This window comes from Salinicola sp. DM10, from assembly GCF_017306975.2.
Lineage (GTDB): Bacteria > Pseudomonadota > Gammaproteobacteria > Pseudomonadales > Halomonadaceae > Salinicola.
In genome coordinates this window covers 487,907-503,012 of the sequence record NZ_JAFLEN020000002.1, presented here as the reverse complement: position 1 = coordinate 503,012, position 15,106 = coordinate 487,907, and the positions used below count along the sequence as shown (strand labels likewise).

The following is a 15,106-nucleotide window of genomic DNA, read 5'->3' as shown; positions in this document are numbered from 1 at the left end:
GCAAACGGTATCATCGTGGGGGGGAAGCAGCAAGCGCGCGCCTGCCAGTTCGGGGCCGAATATGCTAAGGTTCGCCCCATTTCTCGGCCTATCTCAACGGCACGTTTTTTGGGCCCCGTTTTCCACTCCTTTTCGAGACGAGGAACGACACTCATGGCAATCGAACATGCGGACGTATTGAGAGCCGCGCACCTGGCACGTCTGGGCATCAACAGCGATGCCGAGGCGGCCGGCTACGTCGACGATCTGTCGCGCATCCTGGAGATGGTCGACCGCCTCCAGGCCGTCGATACCCAGGGCATCGAACCGCTGTCGCACCCGCTCGACACCACCCAGCGCCTGCGCGCCGACGAGGTGACCGAGGAGAATCAGCGCGAGCGCTTCCAGGCCTGCGCGCCGGCCACCGCCGAGGGCCTCTATCTGGTCCCCCGAGTGGTCGAGTAAAACGCCCGCGCAGCACACTTCTTCCAGGCCGGCGCCGCGCGCCGCCCACGGTTTTATAGCCAGACCCGTATCTAGACAGGGACTCTCTCCATGCACGAGATGACGCTCACGGAACTCGCCAAGGGCCTCAAGGCCGGCGATTTTTCCAGCCGCGAGCTCACGACCAGCCTGCTCGACCGCATCGAGCGCCTGGATGGCGAACTCAACACCTTCATCACCGTGACCCGCGATCAGGCACTGGCCGCGGCCGATGCCGCCGACCAGGCCCGGGCGCGCGGTGACGAGCGCCCGCTGGCCGGGCTACCGCTGGCCCTCAAGGACATCTTCTGTACCCGCGGCGTGCGCACCAGCTGCGGCTCGAAGATGCTCGACAACTTCGTCTCGCCCTACGACGCCACGGTGGTCGAAAAACTCGAGGCGGCCGGTATGGTCAGCCTGGGCAAGACCAACATGGACGAGTTCGCGATGGGCTCCTCCAACGAAAATAGTTTCTATGGGGCGGTCAAGAACCCGTGGGACAAGAGCGCCGTGCCCGGTGGCTCCTCCGGTGGCAGCGCCGCCGCGGTCGCCGCCGGCTTCACCCCGGCGGCGCTGGGCACCGATACCGGCGGTTCGATCCGTCAGCCCGCCGCCTTCTGCGGCGTGACCGGGCTCAAGCCGACCTACGGCCGCGTTTCGCGCTACGGCATGATCGCCTACGCCTCGAGTCTCGATCAGGGCGGGCCGATGGCGCGCAGCGCGGAAGACTGCGCGCATCTGCTCGGCGCCATTGCCGGTCATGACCTGCGCGACTCCACCAGCGTGGCCCGGGTGGTGCCCGACTACCTGGCCGAGCTCGACACACCCCTCTCCGGGCTCAAGATCGGCCTGCCCAAGGAGTATTTTGGCGACGGCCTCGACCCGGAAGTGGAGCGCGCGGTGCGCGAAGCGATCGGCGTCTACGAGTCGCTCGGCGCCAAGGTCTGCGAGGTGAGCCTGCCGCACACCCACCTGGCGATCCCGGCCTATTACGTCATCGCCCCGGCGGAAGCCTCCTCGAACCTCTCGCGCTACGACGGCGTGCGCTTCGGCCACCGCTGCAACGCCCCGGCGGATCTCGAGGATCTCTACAAGCGCTCCCGCGCCGAAGGCTTCGGTGACGAGGTCAAGCGGCGCATCCTGATCGGCACCCACACCCTCTCCGAGGGCTTCTTCGACGCCTATTACCGCAAGGCCCAGCAGGTCCGCCGGCTGATCCGCCAGGACTTCCTCGACGCCTTCGACGAGGTCGACGTGCTGATGGGCCCGGCCGCACCGACCCCGGCGTTCGATCTCGGCGCCAAGAAAGACCCGGTCTCGATGTATCTGCAGGACATCTACACCATCGCCATCAACCTGGCCGGCATCCCGGGCATCAGCGTACCCGCCGGTTTCTCCGCCCAAGGCCAACGGCCGATCGGCCTGCAGATTCTGGGCCAGCACTTCGCCGAAGCGCAGCTGCTCAACGTGGCGCATCAATTCCAGCAGGCGACCGATTGGCATCGCCGCCACCCGAGCCTCGACCAGGAGACGATCTAATGCAGTGGGAAACCGTCATCGGGTTGGAAGTGCACGTGCAGCTGGCGACCCAATCCAAGATCTTTTCCGGCGCCTCCACCGCCTTCGGTGCCGAGCCCAACACCCAGGCCTGCGCCATCGACCTGGGGCTGCCCGGGGTGCTGCCGGTGCTCAACGAAGGCGCGGTGGCGATGGCGGTCCAGTTCGGGCTCGCCATCGACGCGCACATTCCCGACACCTCGCTGTTCGAGCGCAAGAACTACTTCTACCCCGACCTGCCCAAGGGCTATCAGACCAGCCAGATGGCCCAGCCCATCGTCGGCAAGGGTGAAGTCGAGATCGTGCTGGATGACGAGGTGCGCAAGCGGATCCGCATCCACCACGCCCACCTGGAAGAGGACGCCGGCAAGTCGCTGCACGAAGACTTCCACGGCATGAGCGGCATCGATCTCAACCGGGCCGGCACGCCGCTGTTGGAGATCGTCTCCGAACCCGACATGCGCTCGGCCAAGGAAGCGGTCGCCTATCTGCGCGCGATCCACGCCATCGTCACCTATCTGGGCATCTCCGACGGCAACATGGCCGAGGGCTCGATGCGCTGCGACGTCAACGTCTCGGTACGCCCCAAGGGCCAGGAAGCCTTCGGCACCCGCGCCGAGATCAAGAACGTCAACTCCTTCCGCTTCGTCGAGCGCGCGATCGAGTTCGAGGTCGAACGCCAGATCGAGCTGATCGAGGATGGCGGCAAGGTCGTGCAGGAGACCCGGCTCTACGATCCGGACCAGGACGAGACCCGCAGCATGCGTACCAAGGAGGAAGCCAACGACTACCGTTACTTCCCCTGCCCCGACCTGCTGCCGGTGATGCTCGACAGCGCCTATATCGAGCACCAGCGCGCCACCCTGCCGGAACTGCCCACCGAAAAGCGCCACCGTTTCGAGAACAGCCTGGGGCTCTCGGCCTACGACGCTGGCGTGCTCTCCGCCACACGCCCCACCGCCGAATACTTCGAAGCGGTGCTCGCGGTGTGCGGCGACGCCAAGCAGGCGGCCAACTGGGTGCAGGGCGAGCTCTCCGGCCATCTCAACCGTGAGAACATCGACATCAGCAACAGCCCGGTCACCCCGGAGCAGCTCGGCGGCCTGGTCAGCCGCGTGCTCGACGACACCATCAACGGCAAGGCGGCCAAGCAGGTGTTCGCGGCACTCTGGAACAACGAAGGCCAGAGCGCCGACGAGATCATCGAGGCACGCGGGCTCAAGCAGGTCACCGACACCGGCGCCATCGAAGCGATGATCGACCAGGTCATCGCGGACAGCCCGGTACAGGTCGCCCAGTACCGCGACGCCGATCCGGAGAAGCGCGGCAAGATGATCGGCTACTTCGTCGGCCAGGTGATGAAAGCCTCCCGCGGCACCGCCAACCCGCAGCAGGTCAACGGTCTACTCAAGCAGAAGCTGGACGAGGCCTGAGTCGGCACTACCTGACAAACCAGCCTTGCCCCAATGCAAACGCCCATGGCCAAGGCCATGGGCGTTTGTGTGTTGGTGATGCAATCGGCCTAGGCTGCCTCGGTGTGCACCCGCTGCCGCAAGGCCAACGTGCACCGCTCGCGATCCTCTTTGGCCAGACTCTTGAGCGGGATCTTGAGCTTGCCTTCGCCGGAACCGTCTTTGCGGTAGTAAAGCACACACTCGCGCGAGGTCGCTTCAAAGATGCCGAGCATTTCACTGATCAGAAAAGACTCATTTTTCTCAGGCTTCTCCACAAGCTTTGCGAATATCTTCTGGCCATTTGACTCGCTTACTGGTCAGCATTGAAACAAAATGCCCCAGTGAGAAAAGTGTCAACAAAGGTGACATCAACACCATCAAGACTCTACTTTTCCTAACACTCAGTCCACGCGCCTTATCTCTTTTCATTTCTCGCAAAGGAAACCAACGCAAGAAAGACTCCTTGAGAGACAACCGGTCAGATAGGTACCAATCAGGCTCTGGAACACTATCCGGACCTTCTTCCATAAAGCGACGAACGTATTCCCACCATGCCAAGCAGTCTTCATATTTGATAATTTCGCTGCCGGGTTCAAGAATGTCGTAATATTTCTTATGCGAAGGATCACAGGCATAAAGCTTCAAGGTGTAGTGAACAGGATTGCCATGCCCCCCCTTACCATGAAAAGCATCAATATAAGCCACTACATCATCCCAATCGTAAGTTCTCGGACCGCCGAGCTTTGGTGAAAAAAACGCATGAACTTTACGCTCCTTAAAATTAAACCGAATAGCACCATGGCGATAATGAAACCAATCATGACTCAACCCAAAAACAAAATGAGCAATATAGACAAGGCCAGCAGCCAAAGCCAAAGTAAAGGGGGTCGAAAAAAACCAAACATAACCAAACCCCTTTTGATACATCAAAAAAACACCCGAGATTGAAATATAAACACTAAAAATCATCACTGCAATGCATGGAAACCCCATGCCTGCTGTAAACTGGCCTCTCCAGCCATACTCTTTGGCATTGGTAGTTTCTAGATAGATATCTGTTTTCGCATAAACAGCCTCTGCAAATCCAGGCAATTCAGCAGAGCACTCATTTTTATCTAACGATTCTTGCCTGCTGCGTTCAAAGTCGCCACCTCTGTCATCAAAGTCAAGATTCTTCAACAAGCACTCTGTGATAACATTGTATTCATGTATCATAAAAAGCCCACTAACGAATAATTGAAATCACCTTCCATCACAAGCATCGCGAACGTTTTCAGGCCACTTCACTTTCTTGCTTGTAAGAATGGAAAAAAAATGACCTAATGAAAAGAAAACCAGAAGAGGAGACATCAAAACCATTCTTGTTTGAGCACTCTTAACATCTAGGCCACGCGCCCTATCACGTCTCATCTCACGCAATGGAAACCATCGCAAGAAAGACTCCTTGAGAGACAGGCGATCAGAAAGATACCACTCAGGCTCTGGAACGCTATCCGGACCTTCTTCCATATAACGCCGCAAGTATTCCCACCAAGCCACGCAATCCTCATACCTGGAAAAAGAGCTTCCGATTTTAAAACTGCCATAATAGCTTTTACGCTCACTATCGCAAGCATAAAATTTCAAAACATAAAATCCTGAAACAGAAGAGCCATCTTGAACACCGGACCTATCAATGTATGCCAACATATCTTTCCACTGATAAGTTCTAACCCCACCTAAACTTGGCGAGTAAAACACGTAGACCTGCTGAGCTTTACAATTAAAACGAACAGCACCATGGCGATAAGAAAACCAATCATTACCAAGCAAAAGATAATTTGAAATCCACACCGACCCAACGACAACAATAAGCGAAAAAACAATCATTAGCAGATCGTAAAAATTAAAACCCGAAGAACCAATATCAAGCACAGACAAAAGAGCCATGTAAACAAAAAAACCACACATAACAACCAACGGAAATCCCATCATGGCTGTATATTCACCACGAGCTGCATATTCTTCCACGTGGGTAGTCTCTAGAAAAAAACGAGTTTTATGATAAACAGCTTCAGCCATGCCCGGGTCATCTGCTGCTTTTTTCTCATGAGAAAAAGCTTTTCCCTCTTCACGATCAAACACATGTGGGCGAGAAAAAAAATCAGTCCCACGCTTCACACAGTCAGCAGCAACATTATATTCGTGGATCATCGTGTAACCAACTTAACCAAAACCGGTAAGATACCGTTTTTACACTCGGAATTTTCTATCACAGGCTTCCAGAAACCACCAAACCCTGAGGATAAAGCTATTCAAGCTCAATATACGACGCATCATTATGCAAATGCAAGAGATCTAAGATTGAAAGGGTATTAAAAAAGCTGAAATTCCACGCCTATAAGATATTACGTTGGCGCGACTGCTTTGTTGCCCAGGGGCTCAAAGAAACCTTTAATACAAAGACCTCACATCTCTCTACATGTAATAACTGAAAGTTATAGCACCAGGGAGCGCTATACTAAACTCTTCAAGAAGTTTCAGGGGCTAGGGCTGGGCGGAAGTCGAATCCGCCTCGGCCCATAATGGGACGAGGCGAATCACCACCAACTGCCGGGGGATAATGCTCCCCAGCGATCAATTCATCTGGAAAAAGCCTCCCCCGATACGCACGTTGTGCTCCTTCTGCCATTCCAGCGACTGTCGGCGGGCTTCTTCTATCTGATCCTCGGTCATCTGCTTAGAAAGGCGCTGTTTGCCTTCCGCGCCGGCAGACCCTTGAAGGTCGTAATATTTATAAGCCTGTACCAGATCGACATCGGTACCGATGCCTTCTTCGTAGAATTTTGCCAATGACACAAAGCTTGCAGTGGGACTTCCATATTCCAACTTACTAGAGCGCAACAGCCACTTAAAGGCCTTCCTATCATTCTTCTCAACACCTTTGCCCAAATAATAAATCTCTGCAATCGCCAACGCAGACACTTTATCACCCTGATCAGCAGCACACTTATACCAATGAAGTGCTTTTTCATAATCAGTCTTCGCCATTTCGCTATATTTATGCCCATAATAAACATGCCCCAAACTTCTCTGAGAGAGGGAGTAGCCCATCTCTGCAGATTTAGTCAGGTACTCCCGAGCAGTCTCGTAATTTTTCTCAACACCCAACCCATAATAATATATGGTAAATAAAGCATACCCCGCATCTGCTATGCCATGATCCCAAGCAGACTTGAGCATCAAGAGTGCTTCATGCCTATCCATGGAGACTTCATGCCTTTTACTTCCATTCAGATAGGTCATCCCCAGCAAATATTCCTCCTCGGGGCTTTTTTGACTTTTTGCCTCTATTTCTGAAAAAGGAATATTCCGAAGCTCTTCTCTAAGCTCTTCGCTGGTTGGATCATTGTATAACGTGGTCGCCAAAGCGCTCACTGACCAAAAAAGAATAACAAGAGCAGCTAGCGTTCTCATCAAGAAACCTCCATGTTAAACACATCTCTGTACGTCAATGTGCGAGCCCGCCTATCTAAAAATTCAACCTCAAATCTCACACTATTAAGCGAACTACTGTTTGGCAAATCCACAGACCTCTCTACCGTATAACTTCCATCCCCCTGGGAAACCGTATACTCAGAAGACTCGGAAATACGTATACCACCCTGACCTGCACTTTCTATTTCAAAAACGCCATCTTCTTTAACAAAAGCATCGTTAAATATTTCTTCTGAAAGAATTCCAGAAGTCGTTTGCAACATCAAGCTTAATTCCATCTTCGACAAATTGGGGATCCTCGCCTTGATTTTGACCCGCTTGCGATTCACGCGTTCGCCCAGGGGTCCCGTATCCCCCCTCACGTAAGTCCCCGAGTCATCTTCCCAGGACAGTTCGATGGCCACGCCCTGCGACAGCAGATCCAGCGAGGACTGTTCCTGCTCGATGCTGGCGAAAGGCGTCAACTGGGTGTCGTATTGGCGCCCTATATAGCAGCGATTGAGCCAGATCATCGTGGCGGTGGAGACCAGCTTCGTCGCCGCGAAACCCAGTGCGATGCCGATGGCACCGATGATCAAACCAATGGCGACCAGCGCCAAGCCTATCGGCGACGTCGCGCCGGCGATACCGGCCGCAGAGAGCGAGAGCCCAAGCAGCCCGATCGAGGCACCGGTGATGATCGTGCCCCCCAGCGCATACTGCAGTCTCACGCTGCGGGTCGAGCGGCCGAGGTTTTGATCGTGCATGGCACCGGTTTGCCGTCGAAAAGCTCGAGCCAATAATGGTATTCCGCGAGTGTGAGCGTCACGGTCTTGAAAAGTGGCAAGGGTGCATCGGCGAACTGAATGTCAGAGCTGCCCATGCGCGAGAGCTGGGTGAAACGCAGATGGGCCTGGGTGCCCTCACGGGACCCAGGCCCATCACTACCAACCACTCGGGAGCATATTCCGGCCAGCGGTCAATTCATCTGGAAAAAACCACCCCCGATGCGCACGTTGTGCTCCTTCTGCCATTCCAGCGACTGTCGGCGGGCTTCTTCTATCTGCTCCTTGGTCATCTGCTTGGAAAGGCGCTGTTTGCCTTCCGCGCCAGCGGATCCACGCAGATCATAATACTTATAGGCCTGAACTAGATCAACATCGGTACCAATGCCTTCTTCGTAAAATCTGGCCAGAGACCGGAAACACATGGTCTCATCACCATACTTAAGCTGACTACATCGCAGAAGCCAGTCAAAAGTCTTTTCGTAATTTTTCTGCACACCTTTTCCATAATAATACAGAGCAGCCATTTCCATAGCAGACTTTTTGTCGCCTTGATCAGCGGCCTTCTCGTACCAATACATTGCTTTTTCTTGATTCTTTTTGACCAACCCTTCGTAATCTTTGCCTTGATATGCCTCGGCCAAAGTGCGCTGAGCTAATGCGTAACCTTTTTCCGCAGCTTCTTTCAAGTAACTCAAAGCGACTCCACGATCCTTATCAACACCAAATCCCTTGTAGTACATTGAGAACAAGGAATATCCTGCATCGACCACCCCTTGATCCCATAGCGACTTCAATATAACAAATGCCTTTTTTCCATCTTCTTTTACATTGTGCAGATTGCTTCCATTAAGGTAGGTAATACCTAGGATGTACTTCCCCTTAAGATCCCCTTGCTCGCTCATTTTTTTTATTTTTTCAAACGACCAATCCCAAGTTTCATCTCGCATTTCCTGTTCAGAAGGGTCATTGTAAATAATTGTCGAAAATGCAGTCGACGACCAAAAAACAAGGCCAACAAGCAATATTAGAAACAGGTTTTTCATTACTTTCATTGGGTAAGCTCCAGCTTAAATACATCTAAATATCGTAAGGGGCGAGCCCGCTCGTCTTGAAAAACGACCTGAAGTTCGGCACGGATCGCGGCGTCATCATCAATTAAATAGAGTTCTCGCCCTATAGTATAAATATCGTCGCCGCCGGATATATCATATACTGCCCCTACAGACTCATCACCCCTTGAAACACCTTGGTTACTGACTTCTAAGGACTTGCCATCTTTTTCAAAAACATCTTCAAAAATAATAGTTTCTGTAAGCTCAGAGACACTTTTGAAGCTTAACCCAAACCGCATCTTCGACAAATTGGGGATCCTCGCCTTGATTTTGACCCGCTTGCGATTCACGCGTTCGCCCAGGGGTCCCGTATCCCCCCTCACGTAAGTCCCCGAGTCATCTTCCCAGGTCAGTTCGATGGCCACGCCCTGCGACAGCAGATCCAGCGAGGACTGTTCCTGCTCGATGCTGGCGAAAGGCGTCAACTGGGTGTCGTATTGGCGCCCTATATAGCAGCGATTGAGCCAGACCATCGTAGCGGTGGAGACCAGCTTCGTCGCCGCGAAACCCAGTGCGATGCCGATGGCACCGATGATCAAACCAATGGCGACCAGCGCCAAACCTATCGGCGACGTCGCGCCGGCGATACCGGCCGCAGAGAGCGAGAGGCCAAGCAGCCCGATCGAGGCACCGGTGATGATCGTGCCACCCAGCGCATACTGCAGTCTCACGCTGCGGGTCGAGCGGCCGAGATTTTGATCGTGCATGGCGTCGGAGAGTTTCATCAAGCCATCGTAGAAGGAGAGCACGTCTCCCACGACGCTGATCGTCCCCGAGACCAGCTTCCAGGCCTGCCGGGTCGCCTGGTTGACGAGCCCGGCCATGGCGGCGTGGTATTGCAGGAAAGCGCTCTTGCCGGCTAGCTCCATGGCCAGCCCCGAGATGCCAGCGGCAGCCCCCATAACCTTGGTCAGGGCGACATCGTCGCCCTTATCGTCGCTGAAGTATTGCCGAATGATGTCGACGCTACTCCAGGCGCTGTAGCCCTTCATGCAGGGCACCATGGCGGGATGCTGACTGACGATCTTGCTGGCGATGCCCAAGGCGCTCTCCGTCAGGTCCGTGTATCGGGCATCCAGCGCGTCGGTATTGAACACATCGTCGGGAAGGGCCATGCGCGAGAGCTGGGTGAAACGCAGATGGGCCTGGGTGCCCTCAACGGGACCCAGGCCCATCACTACCAACTACTCGGGAGCATATTCCGGCCAGCGGTCAATTCATCTGGAAAAAGCCTCCCCCGATGCGCACGTTGTGCTCCTTCTGCCATTCCAGCGACTGTCGGCGGGCTTCTTCTATCTGCTCCTTGGTCATCTGCTTGGAAAGGCGCTGTTTACCTTCCGCGCCGGCAGACCCTTGAAGGTCATAATACTTATAGGCCTGAACCAGATCGACATCGGTACCGATGCCTTCTTCGTAGAATTTTGCTAACGTGCTAAAGCCTGCGGTAATAGTCCCATATTTAAGCTGTGTACAACGTAGCGCCCATTCAAATGTCTTATTATTGTTTTTCTCCACCCCTTCGCCATGGTAATACATGCTTGCCAATGCAATAGCTGATCTTTTGTCACCATTGTCGACGGCTTTTTCGTACCAGTACATCGCTTTATCGTAGTCCTTGTCCACCAAACCTTCGTAATCTTTGCCACGATATGCCTCGGCGAGAGTGCGCTGGGATAACGCATACCCTTTCTCGGCAGACTCTTTTAAATAATCTAATGCAGCCTTACGGTTGTCGCCCGTACCAAAGCCATTGTAATAAATGGAAAATAGGGAATAGCCAGCGTCCGCAACCCCTCTACCCCACAAATCTTTCAACATCGCAACAGCTTTTTCTTTGTCTTTTTTTATGCCGCGCCGATTACTTCCATTCATATAATTTATAGCTAATATATACTCTCCTTTCAAATCCCCACCCTTACTTTTCTCCTCCATCTCCTTAAAAGACCAATGTATCGTTTCGTCTAACATCTCTTGCCCAGACGGGTCATTGTAGAGCGTTATCGAGAAAGCACTCGGCGACCAAAGCAACAATCCCACCAAGATTACAACAAAAAGGCCTTTAAAAAATCTCATCGCTCAAACTCCAGTTTAAATAAATCTGAGTACTGTAAGGGACGAGCACGCGCATCTTGAAAAGTGACATTAAGCTTGACACCAGCCATTGAATCGCCATCATCCAAGTAAAGTGCACGTTCTATAGTATACGCATCCTCTCCTGAGGATATATCGTATGCCAAATTATCAGAAACTTGATCTTGAGTAGACTGCTCGGCAATTTCTAATGAGCCGCCATCTTTGACAAAAGTGTCATCAAAAAACCTTTCTTCTCCCAGCTCCGATGAGTTCTCAAGCTGCAATCTAAACCGCATCTTCGACAAGTTAGGAATCCGCGCCTTGATTTTGACCCGCTTGCGATTCACGCGTTCGCCCAGGGGCCCTGTGTCACCCCTCACGTAGGTCGCCGTGTGCTCTTCCCAGGACAGTTCGATGGCCACGCCCTGCGACAGCAGATCCAGCGAGGACTGTTCTTGCTCGATGCTGGCGAAAGGCGTCAACTGGGTGTCGTATTGGCGCCCTATATAGCAGCGATTGAGCCAGACCATCGTAGCGGTGGAGACCAGCTTCGTCGCCGCGAAACCCAGTGCGATGCCGATGGCACCGATGATCAAACCAATGGCGACCAGCGCCAAGCCTATCGGCGACGTCGCGCCGGCGATACCGGCCGCAGAGAGCGAGAGGCCAAGCAGCCCGATCGAGGCACCGGTGATGATCGTGCCACCCAGCGCATACTGCAGTCTCACGCTGCGGGTCGAGCGGCCGAGATTTTGATCGTGCATGGCGTCGGAGAGTTTCATCAAGCCATCGTAGAAGGAGAGCACGTCTCCCACGACGCTGATCGTCCCCGAGACCAGCTTCCAGGCCTGCCGGGTCGCCTGGTTGACGAGCCCGGCCATGGCGGCGTGGTATTGCAGGAAAGCGCTCTTGCCGGCTAGCTCCATAGCCAGCCCCGAGATGCCAGCGGCAGCCCCCATAACCTTGGTCAGGGCGACATCGTCGCCCTTATCGTCGCTGAAGTATTGCCGAATGATGTCGACGCTGCTCCAGGCGCTGTAGCCCTTCATATAGGGCACCATGGCGGGATGCTGACTGACGATCTTGCTGGCGATGCCCAGGGCGCTTTCCGTCAGGTCCGTGTATCGGGCATCCAGCGCGTCGGTATTGAATACGTTGTCGGGAAGGCCCTGAATCAGATGCGTCAAGCGGTCCGAGGCGTCCAGGGGCATGGCGACTTCAACGGTGGTGTCGTCCGTGACGTAGGGTATGGCGAAGTTCCCCTCACTCTCCTCTCGGTTCTTGGTCGCGTCGCCGGAGGCATCATCCAGACTGCTCTCGATCCGTTTGCCGCCATAACGCAGCACCAGATCAAGCCAGTAATGATATTCCGTCAGTGTGAGCGTCACTGTTTTGAACAGTGGCAAGGGCGCATCGGCAAACTGGATGTCAGAGCTACCCATGCGCGAGAGCTGGGTAAAGCGCAGATAGGCCTGGGCCCTGTCACCGGCTCCACTGGCCGCCTTGTGCCCGGCAGCGTCCTGAACCGCCAACGCGAAGAAGGCGTTGCCGATCAGCGCGACGAGCTTACCGTTCACGACATCGTAATGCGTGGCCAGGGTCTGGGGCGTGTCGCCAATGCCGCCCTCGCTCAAGCGGTTGGCGTACTGCGCGTCGTACAGGTCACGATATTTCGTCTTCCACTGCGTCAAGGCGCTCTCATCGAACCACGCCCCCTCGGCGAGCCCGGCATAGCTGGCCAGCGCGTCTTCCTGCAGCGTGGCCGAGTTGGCGAACAACAGGCGAAGAATTGGAGAGTCCGCATCGTCGATGTGCCGGGCGAAGTCCAGCCAGACAGCGCTGCTCGCTTCCCCCATGGCACCACCATGCAGCGCGCCTTCGACGGCAATGCATAGACCGATGCCACACCAGAGATTGTCGCGATCGTAGCGTTCGATGGCGTCCATGAGATGCGCAGAAACCCAGGCGGCATAATCGGCATCGTAAGGTGCGAGCGCGCTATCGACGCGTTCTTTTTGCGGCTTTAATTCGTCGTTGACAAAATCTTCGTAGGCATTGATGTCATAATATTGCCGCAGCTCTTCCAAGTAATCCTGGTACTCATCCTCGATATTGCCAAGCGCATGCGTTTTTTCCCGCTCGATACGGGCGAGCTGGGCCTGGTGGCCCCTACGGGCCTCGGGATAGGGGCTACGTTCGAAGTGACCATTTCTCTCCAAGTAGTCGATCAGTCTTTGTAGCTGTTCTACCTTGTCTGTGTCGTTGGCTTGCCTGGCCTCGGCGAGCTGTCCCTCAAGGGACTCCCGTAACCCGGCGCCAGAGGCTGACGAATAGCGTTCGTTCAACGCTTTGGCTTTGCCGGCCGCCTCGTCGGTAATCTGTTTTTCCCGGGCCGCCTTGAACCCCTTGTCCATGGCGTCGATGACATCGCAGCAGAGCGCGAGACGCTTGTTGTCTCCCGTTTCGAAGAAATCTTCCATTTCTCCGGCGACCTGGTGGCGATAGGCGTTGAGCTCGGTAATGACGCCTATCTCATCCTTGACGCCCAGAATCAGGCCGCGCCAGCGGCTATCCGCATGATCCAGGTGGGATTGCATGGCCGCTTGCATGTCATCGGTGGTAAACAGCTTGCGCTCTGCCCCCTTGCCCCAGAAATGGCCTTCCACGGCAGATGCGCCGGGACTATATTCCGCGACCCAGTGCAGCTGTTCGGCGTCGAAGGCATGCTCGATGCCGTTTTGATCGTTGATCCAGTCCTGGATATTGTCGATCTTCTGCATCATCTTCTGACGCAACGTCTCGCCCGCCGCCGAGTCTTCGCCGAGCCGCCGGATCAGACTCTCCGGCCAAGGGTACTCGGTATATGCCCAATAAATGGCGGCCGAAGTGTCCACTGTGGGCAAGGTAATGAGTGAGGCATGCAGCATCTTGTTCTGGTTGTTGGCGCAATGGTTGTCCTTCTCGATGTATTTTTCGGGATTCAGGACATTGAACTGCTCGAACAGCCCATCTTGGGTAACGCGATAGGCGTACCAGCGCAGGCTGTTCTCGGGGTCGAACAAGTAGAAGTAGCCAGGGCGAAGCTGGCGCAAGATGTACTTCGATTCATTGAGCGCAACATCGGTAAAGGCGCCGGTACGCGCCTCGGGAAGCGCATCGATGGCCTCGTTATCCTGGGAATTTTCGCAGACGGCATAGCGAACCGGCAGAATGGGCAACCCTTTACGTTCGCAATAGGGGCAGTTTTTTTTCGGCTCGTGACACTCGACACCCGCTGCCTGTGCCGCGGCATTGATCGCTGCATTGGTGTTAGGTGACATGCCGGCGCTCCTTGAGTTCTCTGTCGATCCGTGCCCAGTCATCGTCTTCCATGTCATTGGTCAGTTCTTCGTAGCTAAGATTGGGCCGAATGCGTGCGAGCCTCTGTCTTATTTCCGGATGCTGGTAAAAATCCACAGTAAACAGCAGCCCATGAAGGACGAATATCAGGATGTCTTTTTCTCGTTCGATACCCAGCTCTTGGGCGGCCGAGATGAGCCTATCCACATCGAGCAGCGAAGGCGGCGCCCGGTCGTCCCCCACCATATGATGCCAGGCCCTCAGGTAGGTGTTGATCGAGGGCATGCGCCTGAGTAAACGCCATTGCTCTTGCGTTAGCTGAACTCGGCCAATATGCCGAGTCTCTGTATGTGGCGACAATTGTCTGAGCCGATGCCGGCTATCGAAATAGAACCAATGATCGATAGGCCCCAAGAGCCGCGACAGCTGTCGGGAATCGAGGAGTTCGACCAGACGTTCCAGTACTCGAGGGGCGAAGAACCGCAGCAGGCTGCGTTTTCCTTCCGGCGTGACCTGCACCAATTGCCGCTCGAGATGTCGGGCGAGGGTGCTAATAGGATGGTTCGAGACGACCCAGCCACAATGCGCGATCGGCCCATCGGACTGCCGGGGGAGCTGAGCACGCTCTTCCTGGACTCGGTGGCGCAGCGCCTGCTCGGTCATATCCAACGGCTGTAGATAGAGCTTCTCGCGCCAGGTCTGGGCTAAGAAAGGGTTGCGAATCAGCCCACTTGTCTCCCGTTGCTCAGGAGACAAGCGACGCTCCGGTACGTACTGAGGATCCACCAGTCGATAGACTCGCCCGGTATCTCCTGGCGAGGTCGCCAGAGCGATCAACTGATCGAGTGCGTTGTCGGGAGTCATC

At 54.9% G+C, this 15,106-nt stretch carries 13 protein-coding genes; 3 read left to right on the top strand and 10 right to left on the bottom strand.

What is annotated here, in order from left to right; genetic code table 11:
- The first annotated feature begins 153 nt into the window (after window positions 1–153).
- The 3 genes from gatC to gatB all read left to right on the top strand — a co-directional run bounded on the left by gatC (window position 154) and on the right by gatB (window position 3,452).
- On the top strand, window positions 154–444 hold the full coding sequence (gene gatC, locus J0A90_RS10920; RefSeq protein ID WP_035473853.1) for an Asp-tRNA(Asn)/Glu-tRNA(Gln) amidotransferase subunit GatC: 291 nt from the start codon (window positions 154–156) through the stop codon (window positions 442–444).
- 90 nt (window positions 445–534) lie between these two features.
- Window positions 535–2,001, top strand: a complete 1,467-nt coding sequence (gene gatA / locus J0A90_RS10915; protein WP_207037321.1) for an Asp-tRNA(Asn)/Glu-tRNA(Gln) amidotransferase subunit GatA — start codon at window positions 535–537, stop codon at window positions 1,999–2,001.
- The gene (gatB, locus tag J0A90_RS10910) at window positions 2,001–3,452 is read left to right on the top strand and encodes an Asp-tRNA(Asn)/Glu-tRNA(Gln) amidotransferase subunit GatB (protein ID WP_207037320.1); all 1,452 of its coding nucleotides are present in this window, start codon (window positions 2,001–2,003) and stop codon (window positions 3,450–3,452) included. Before gatA ends, gatB begins: the two co-directional genes overlap by 1 nt.
- An 89-nt stretch (window positions 3,453–3,541) precedes the next feature.
- Here gatB and J0A90_RS10905 read toward each other — a convergent pair whose 3' ends face one another.
- The 10 genes from J0A90_RS10905 to J0A90_RS10860 form a co-directional block, all read right to left on the bottom strand.
- Entirely contained in the window at window positions 3,542–3,748 is a 207-nt protein-coding gene (locus J0A90_RS10905; protein ID WP_207037319.1) for a hypothetical protein, read from the bottom strand.
- Window positions 3,735–4,652, bottom strand: coding sequence for a DUF6708 domain-containing protein (locus J0A90_RS10900; protein ID WP_207037318.1), 918 nt, complete (start codon window positions 4,650–4,652; stop codon window positions 3,735–3,737). The genes J0A90_RS10905 and J0A90_RS10900 overlap by 14 nt, the downstream gene beginning before the upstream one ends.
- Window positions 4,653–4,715: 63 nt before the next feature.
- The gene (locus tag J0A90_RS10895) at window positions 4,716–5,666 is read right to left on the bottom strand and encodes a DUF6708 domain-containing protein (protein WP_207037317.1); all 951 of its coding nucleotides are present in this window, start codon (window positions 5,664–5,666) and stop codon (window positions 4,716–4,718) included.
- A 423-nt stretch (window positions 5,667–6,089) separates the two neighbouring features.
- Entirely contained in the window at window positions 6,090–6,929 is an 840-nt protein-coding gene (locus J0A90_RS10890; RefSeq protein WP_207037316.1) for a tetratricopeptide repeat protein, read from the bottom strand.
- Window positions 6,929–7,696 (bottom strand): hypothetical protein, encoded by a 768-nt coding sequence (locus J0A90_RS10885; RefSeq protein WP_233076706.1) that lies wholly within the window; start codon window positions 7,694–7,696, stop codon window positions 6,929–6,931. The genes J0A90_RS10890 and J0A90_RS10885 overlap by 1 nt, the downstream gene beginning before the upstream one ends.
- 212 nt (window positions 7,697–7,908) lie before the next feature.
- Window positions 7,909–8,769, bottom strand: a complete 861-nt coding sequence (locus tag J0A90_RS10880; RefSeq protein ID WP_233076705.1) for a tetratricopeptide repeat protein — start codon at window positions 8,767–8,769, stop codon at window positions 7,909–7,911.
- Window positions 8,766–10,004: a hypothetical protein gene (locus J0A90_RS10875; protein ID WP_233076704.1), complete on the bottom strand. Its 1,239-nt coding sequence runs from the start codon at window positions 10,002–10,004 to the stop codon at window positions 8,766–8,768. The genes J0A90_RS10880 and J0A90_RS10875 overlap by 4 nt, the downstream gene beginning before the upstream one ends.
- A 37-nt stretch (window positions 10,005–10,041) precedes the next feature.
- Window positions 10,042–10,902: a tetratricopeptide repeat protein gene (locus tag J0A90_RS10870; protein WP_233076703.1), complete on the bottom strand. Its 861-nt coding sequence runs from the start codon at window positions 10,900–10,902 to the stop codon at window positions 10,042–10,044.
- Complete coding sequence (locus J0A90_RS10865; protein ID WP_233076702.1) at window positions 10,899–14,222, bottom strand: T6SS effector BTH_I2691 family protein; 3,324 nt, start codon at window positions 14,220–14,222, stop codon at window positions 10,899–10,901. The genes J0A90_RS10870 and J0A90_RS10865 overlap by 4 nt, the downstream gene beginning before the upstream one ends.
- On the bottom strand, window positions 14,212–15,105 hold the full coding sequence (locus J0A90_RS10860; RefSeq protein WP_207034718.1) for a DUF4123 domain-containing protein: 894 nt from the start codon (window positions 15,103–15,105) through the stop codon (window positions 14,212–14,214). The genes J0A90_RS10865 and J0A90_RS10860 overlap by 11 nt, the downstream gene beginning before the upstream one ends.
- Window position 15,106 lies beyond the last annotated feature (1 nt).

Bases quoted from the DNA above. Each gene is read 5' to 3' on its own strand.
- gatC (WP_035473853.1), top strand. From the start codon at position 154: ATGGCAATCGAACATGCGGACGTATTGAGAGCCGCGCACCTGGCACGT.
- gatA (WP_207037321.1), top strand. From the start codon at position 535: ATGCACGAGATGACGCTCACGGAACTCGCCAAGGGCCTCAAGGCCGGC.
- gatB (WP_207037320.1), top strand. From the start codon at position 2,001: ATGCAGTGGGAAACCGTCATCGGGTTGGAAGTGCACGTGCAGCTGGCG.
- J0A90_RS10895 (WP_207037317.1), bottom strand. From the start codon at position 5,666: ATGATCCACGAATATAATGTTGCTGCTGACTGTGTGAAGCGTGGGACT.
- J0A90_RS10890 (WP_207037316.1), bottom strand. From the start codon at position 6,929: ATGAGAACGCTAGCTGCTCTTGTTATTCTTTTTTGGTCAGTGAGCGCT.
- J0A90_RS10885 (WP_233076706.1), bottom strand. From the start codon at position 7,696: ATGCACGATCAAAACCTCGGCCGCTCGACCCGCAGCGTGAGACTGCAG.
- J0A90_RS10880 (WP_233076705.1), bottom strand. From the start codon at position 8,769: ATGAAAGTAATGAAAAACCTGTTTCTAATATTGCTTGTTGGCCTTGTT.
- J0A90_RS10875 (WP_233076704.1), bottom strand. From the start codon at position 10,004: ATGGGCCTGGGTCCCGTTGAGGGCACCCAGGCCCATCTGCGTTTCACC.
- J0A90_RS10870 (WP_233076703.1), bottom strand. From the start codon at position 10,902: ATGAGATTTTTTAAAGGCCTTTTTGTTGTAATCTTGGTGGGATTGTTG.
- J0A90_RS10865 (WP_233076702.1), bottom strand. From the start codon at position 14,222: ATGTCACCTAACACCAATGCAGCGATCAATGCCGCGGCACAGGCAGCG.
- J0A90_RS10860 (WP_207034718.1), bottom strand. From the start codon at position 15,105: ATGACTCCCGACAACGCACTCGATCAGTTGATCGCTCTGGCGACCTCG.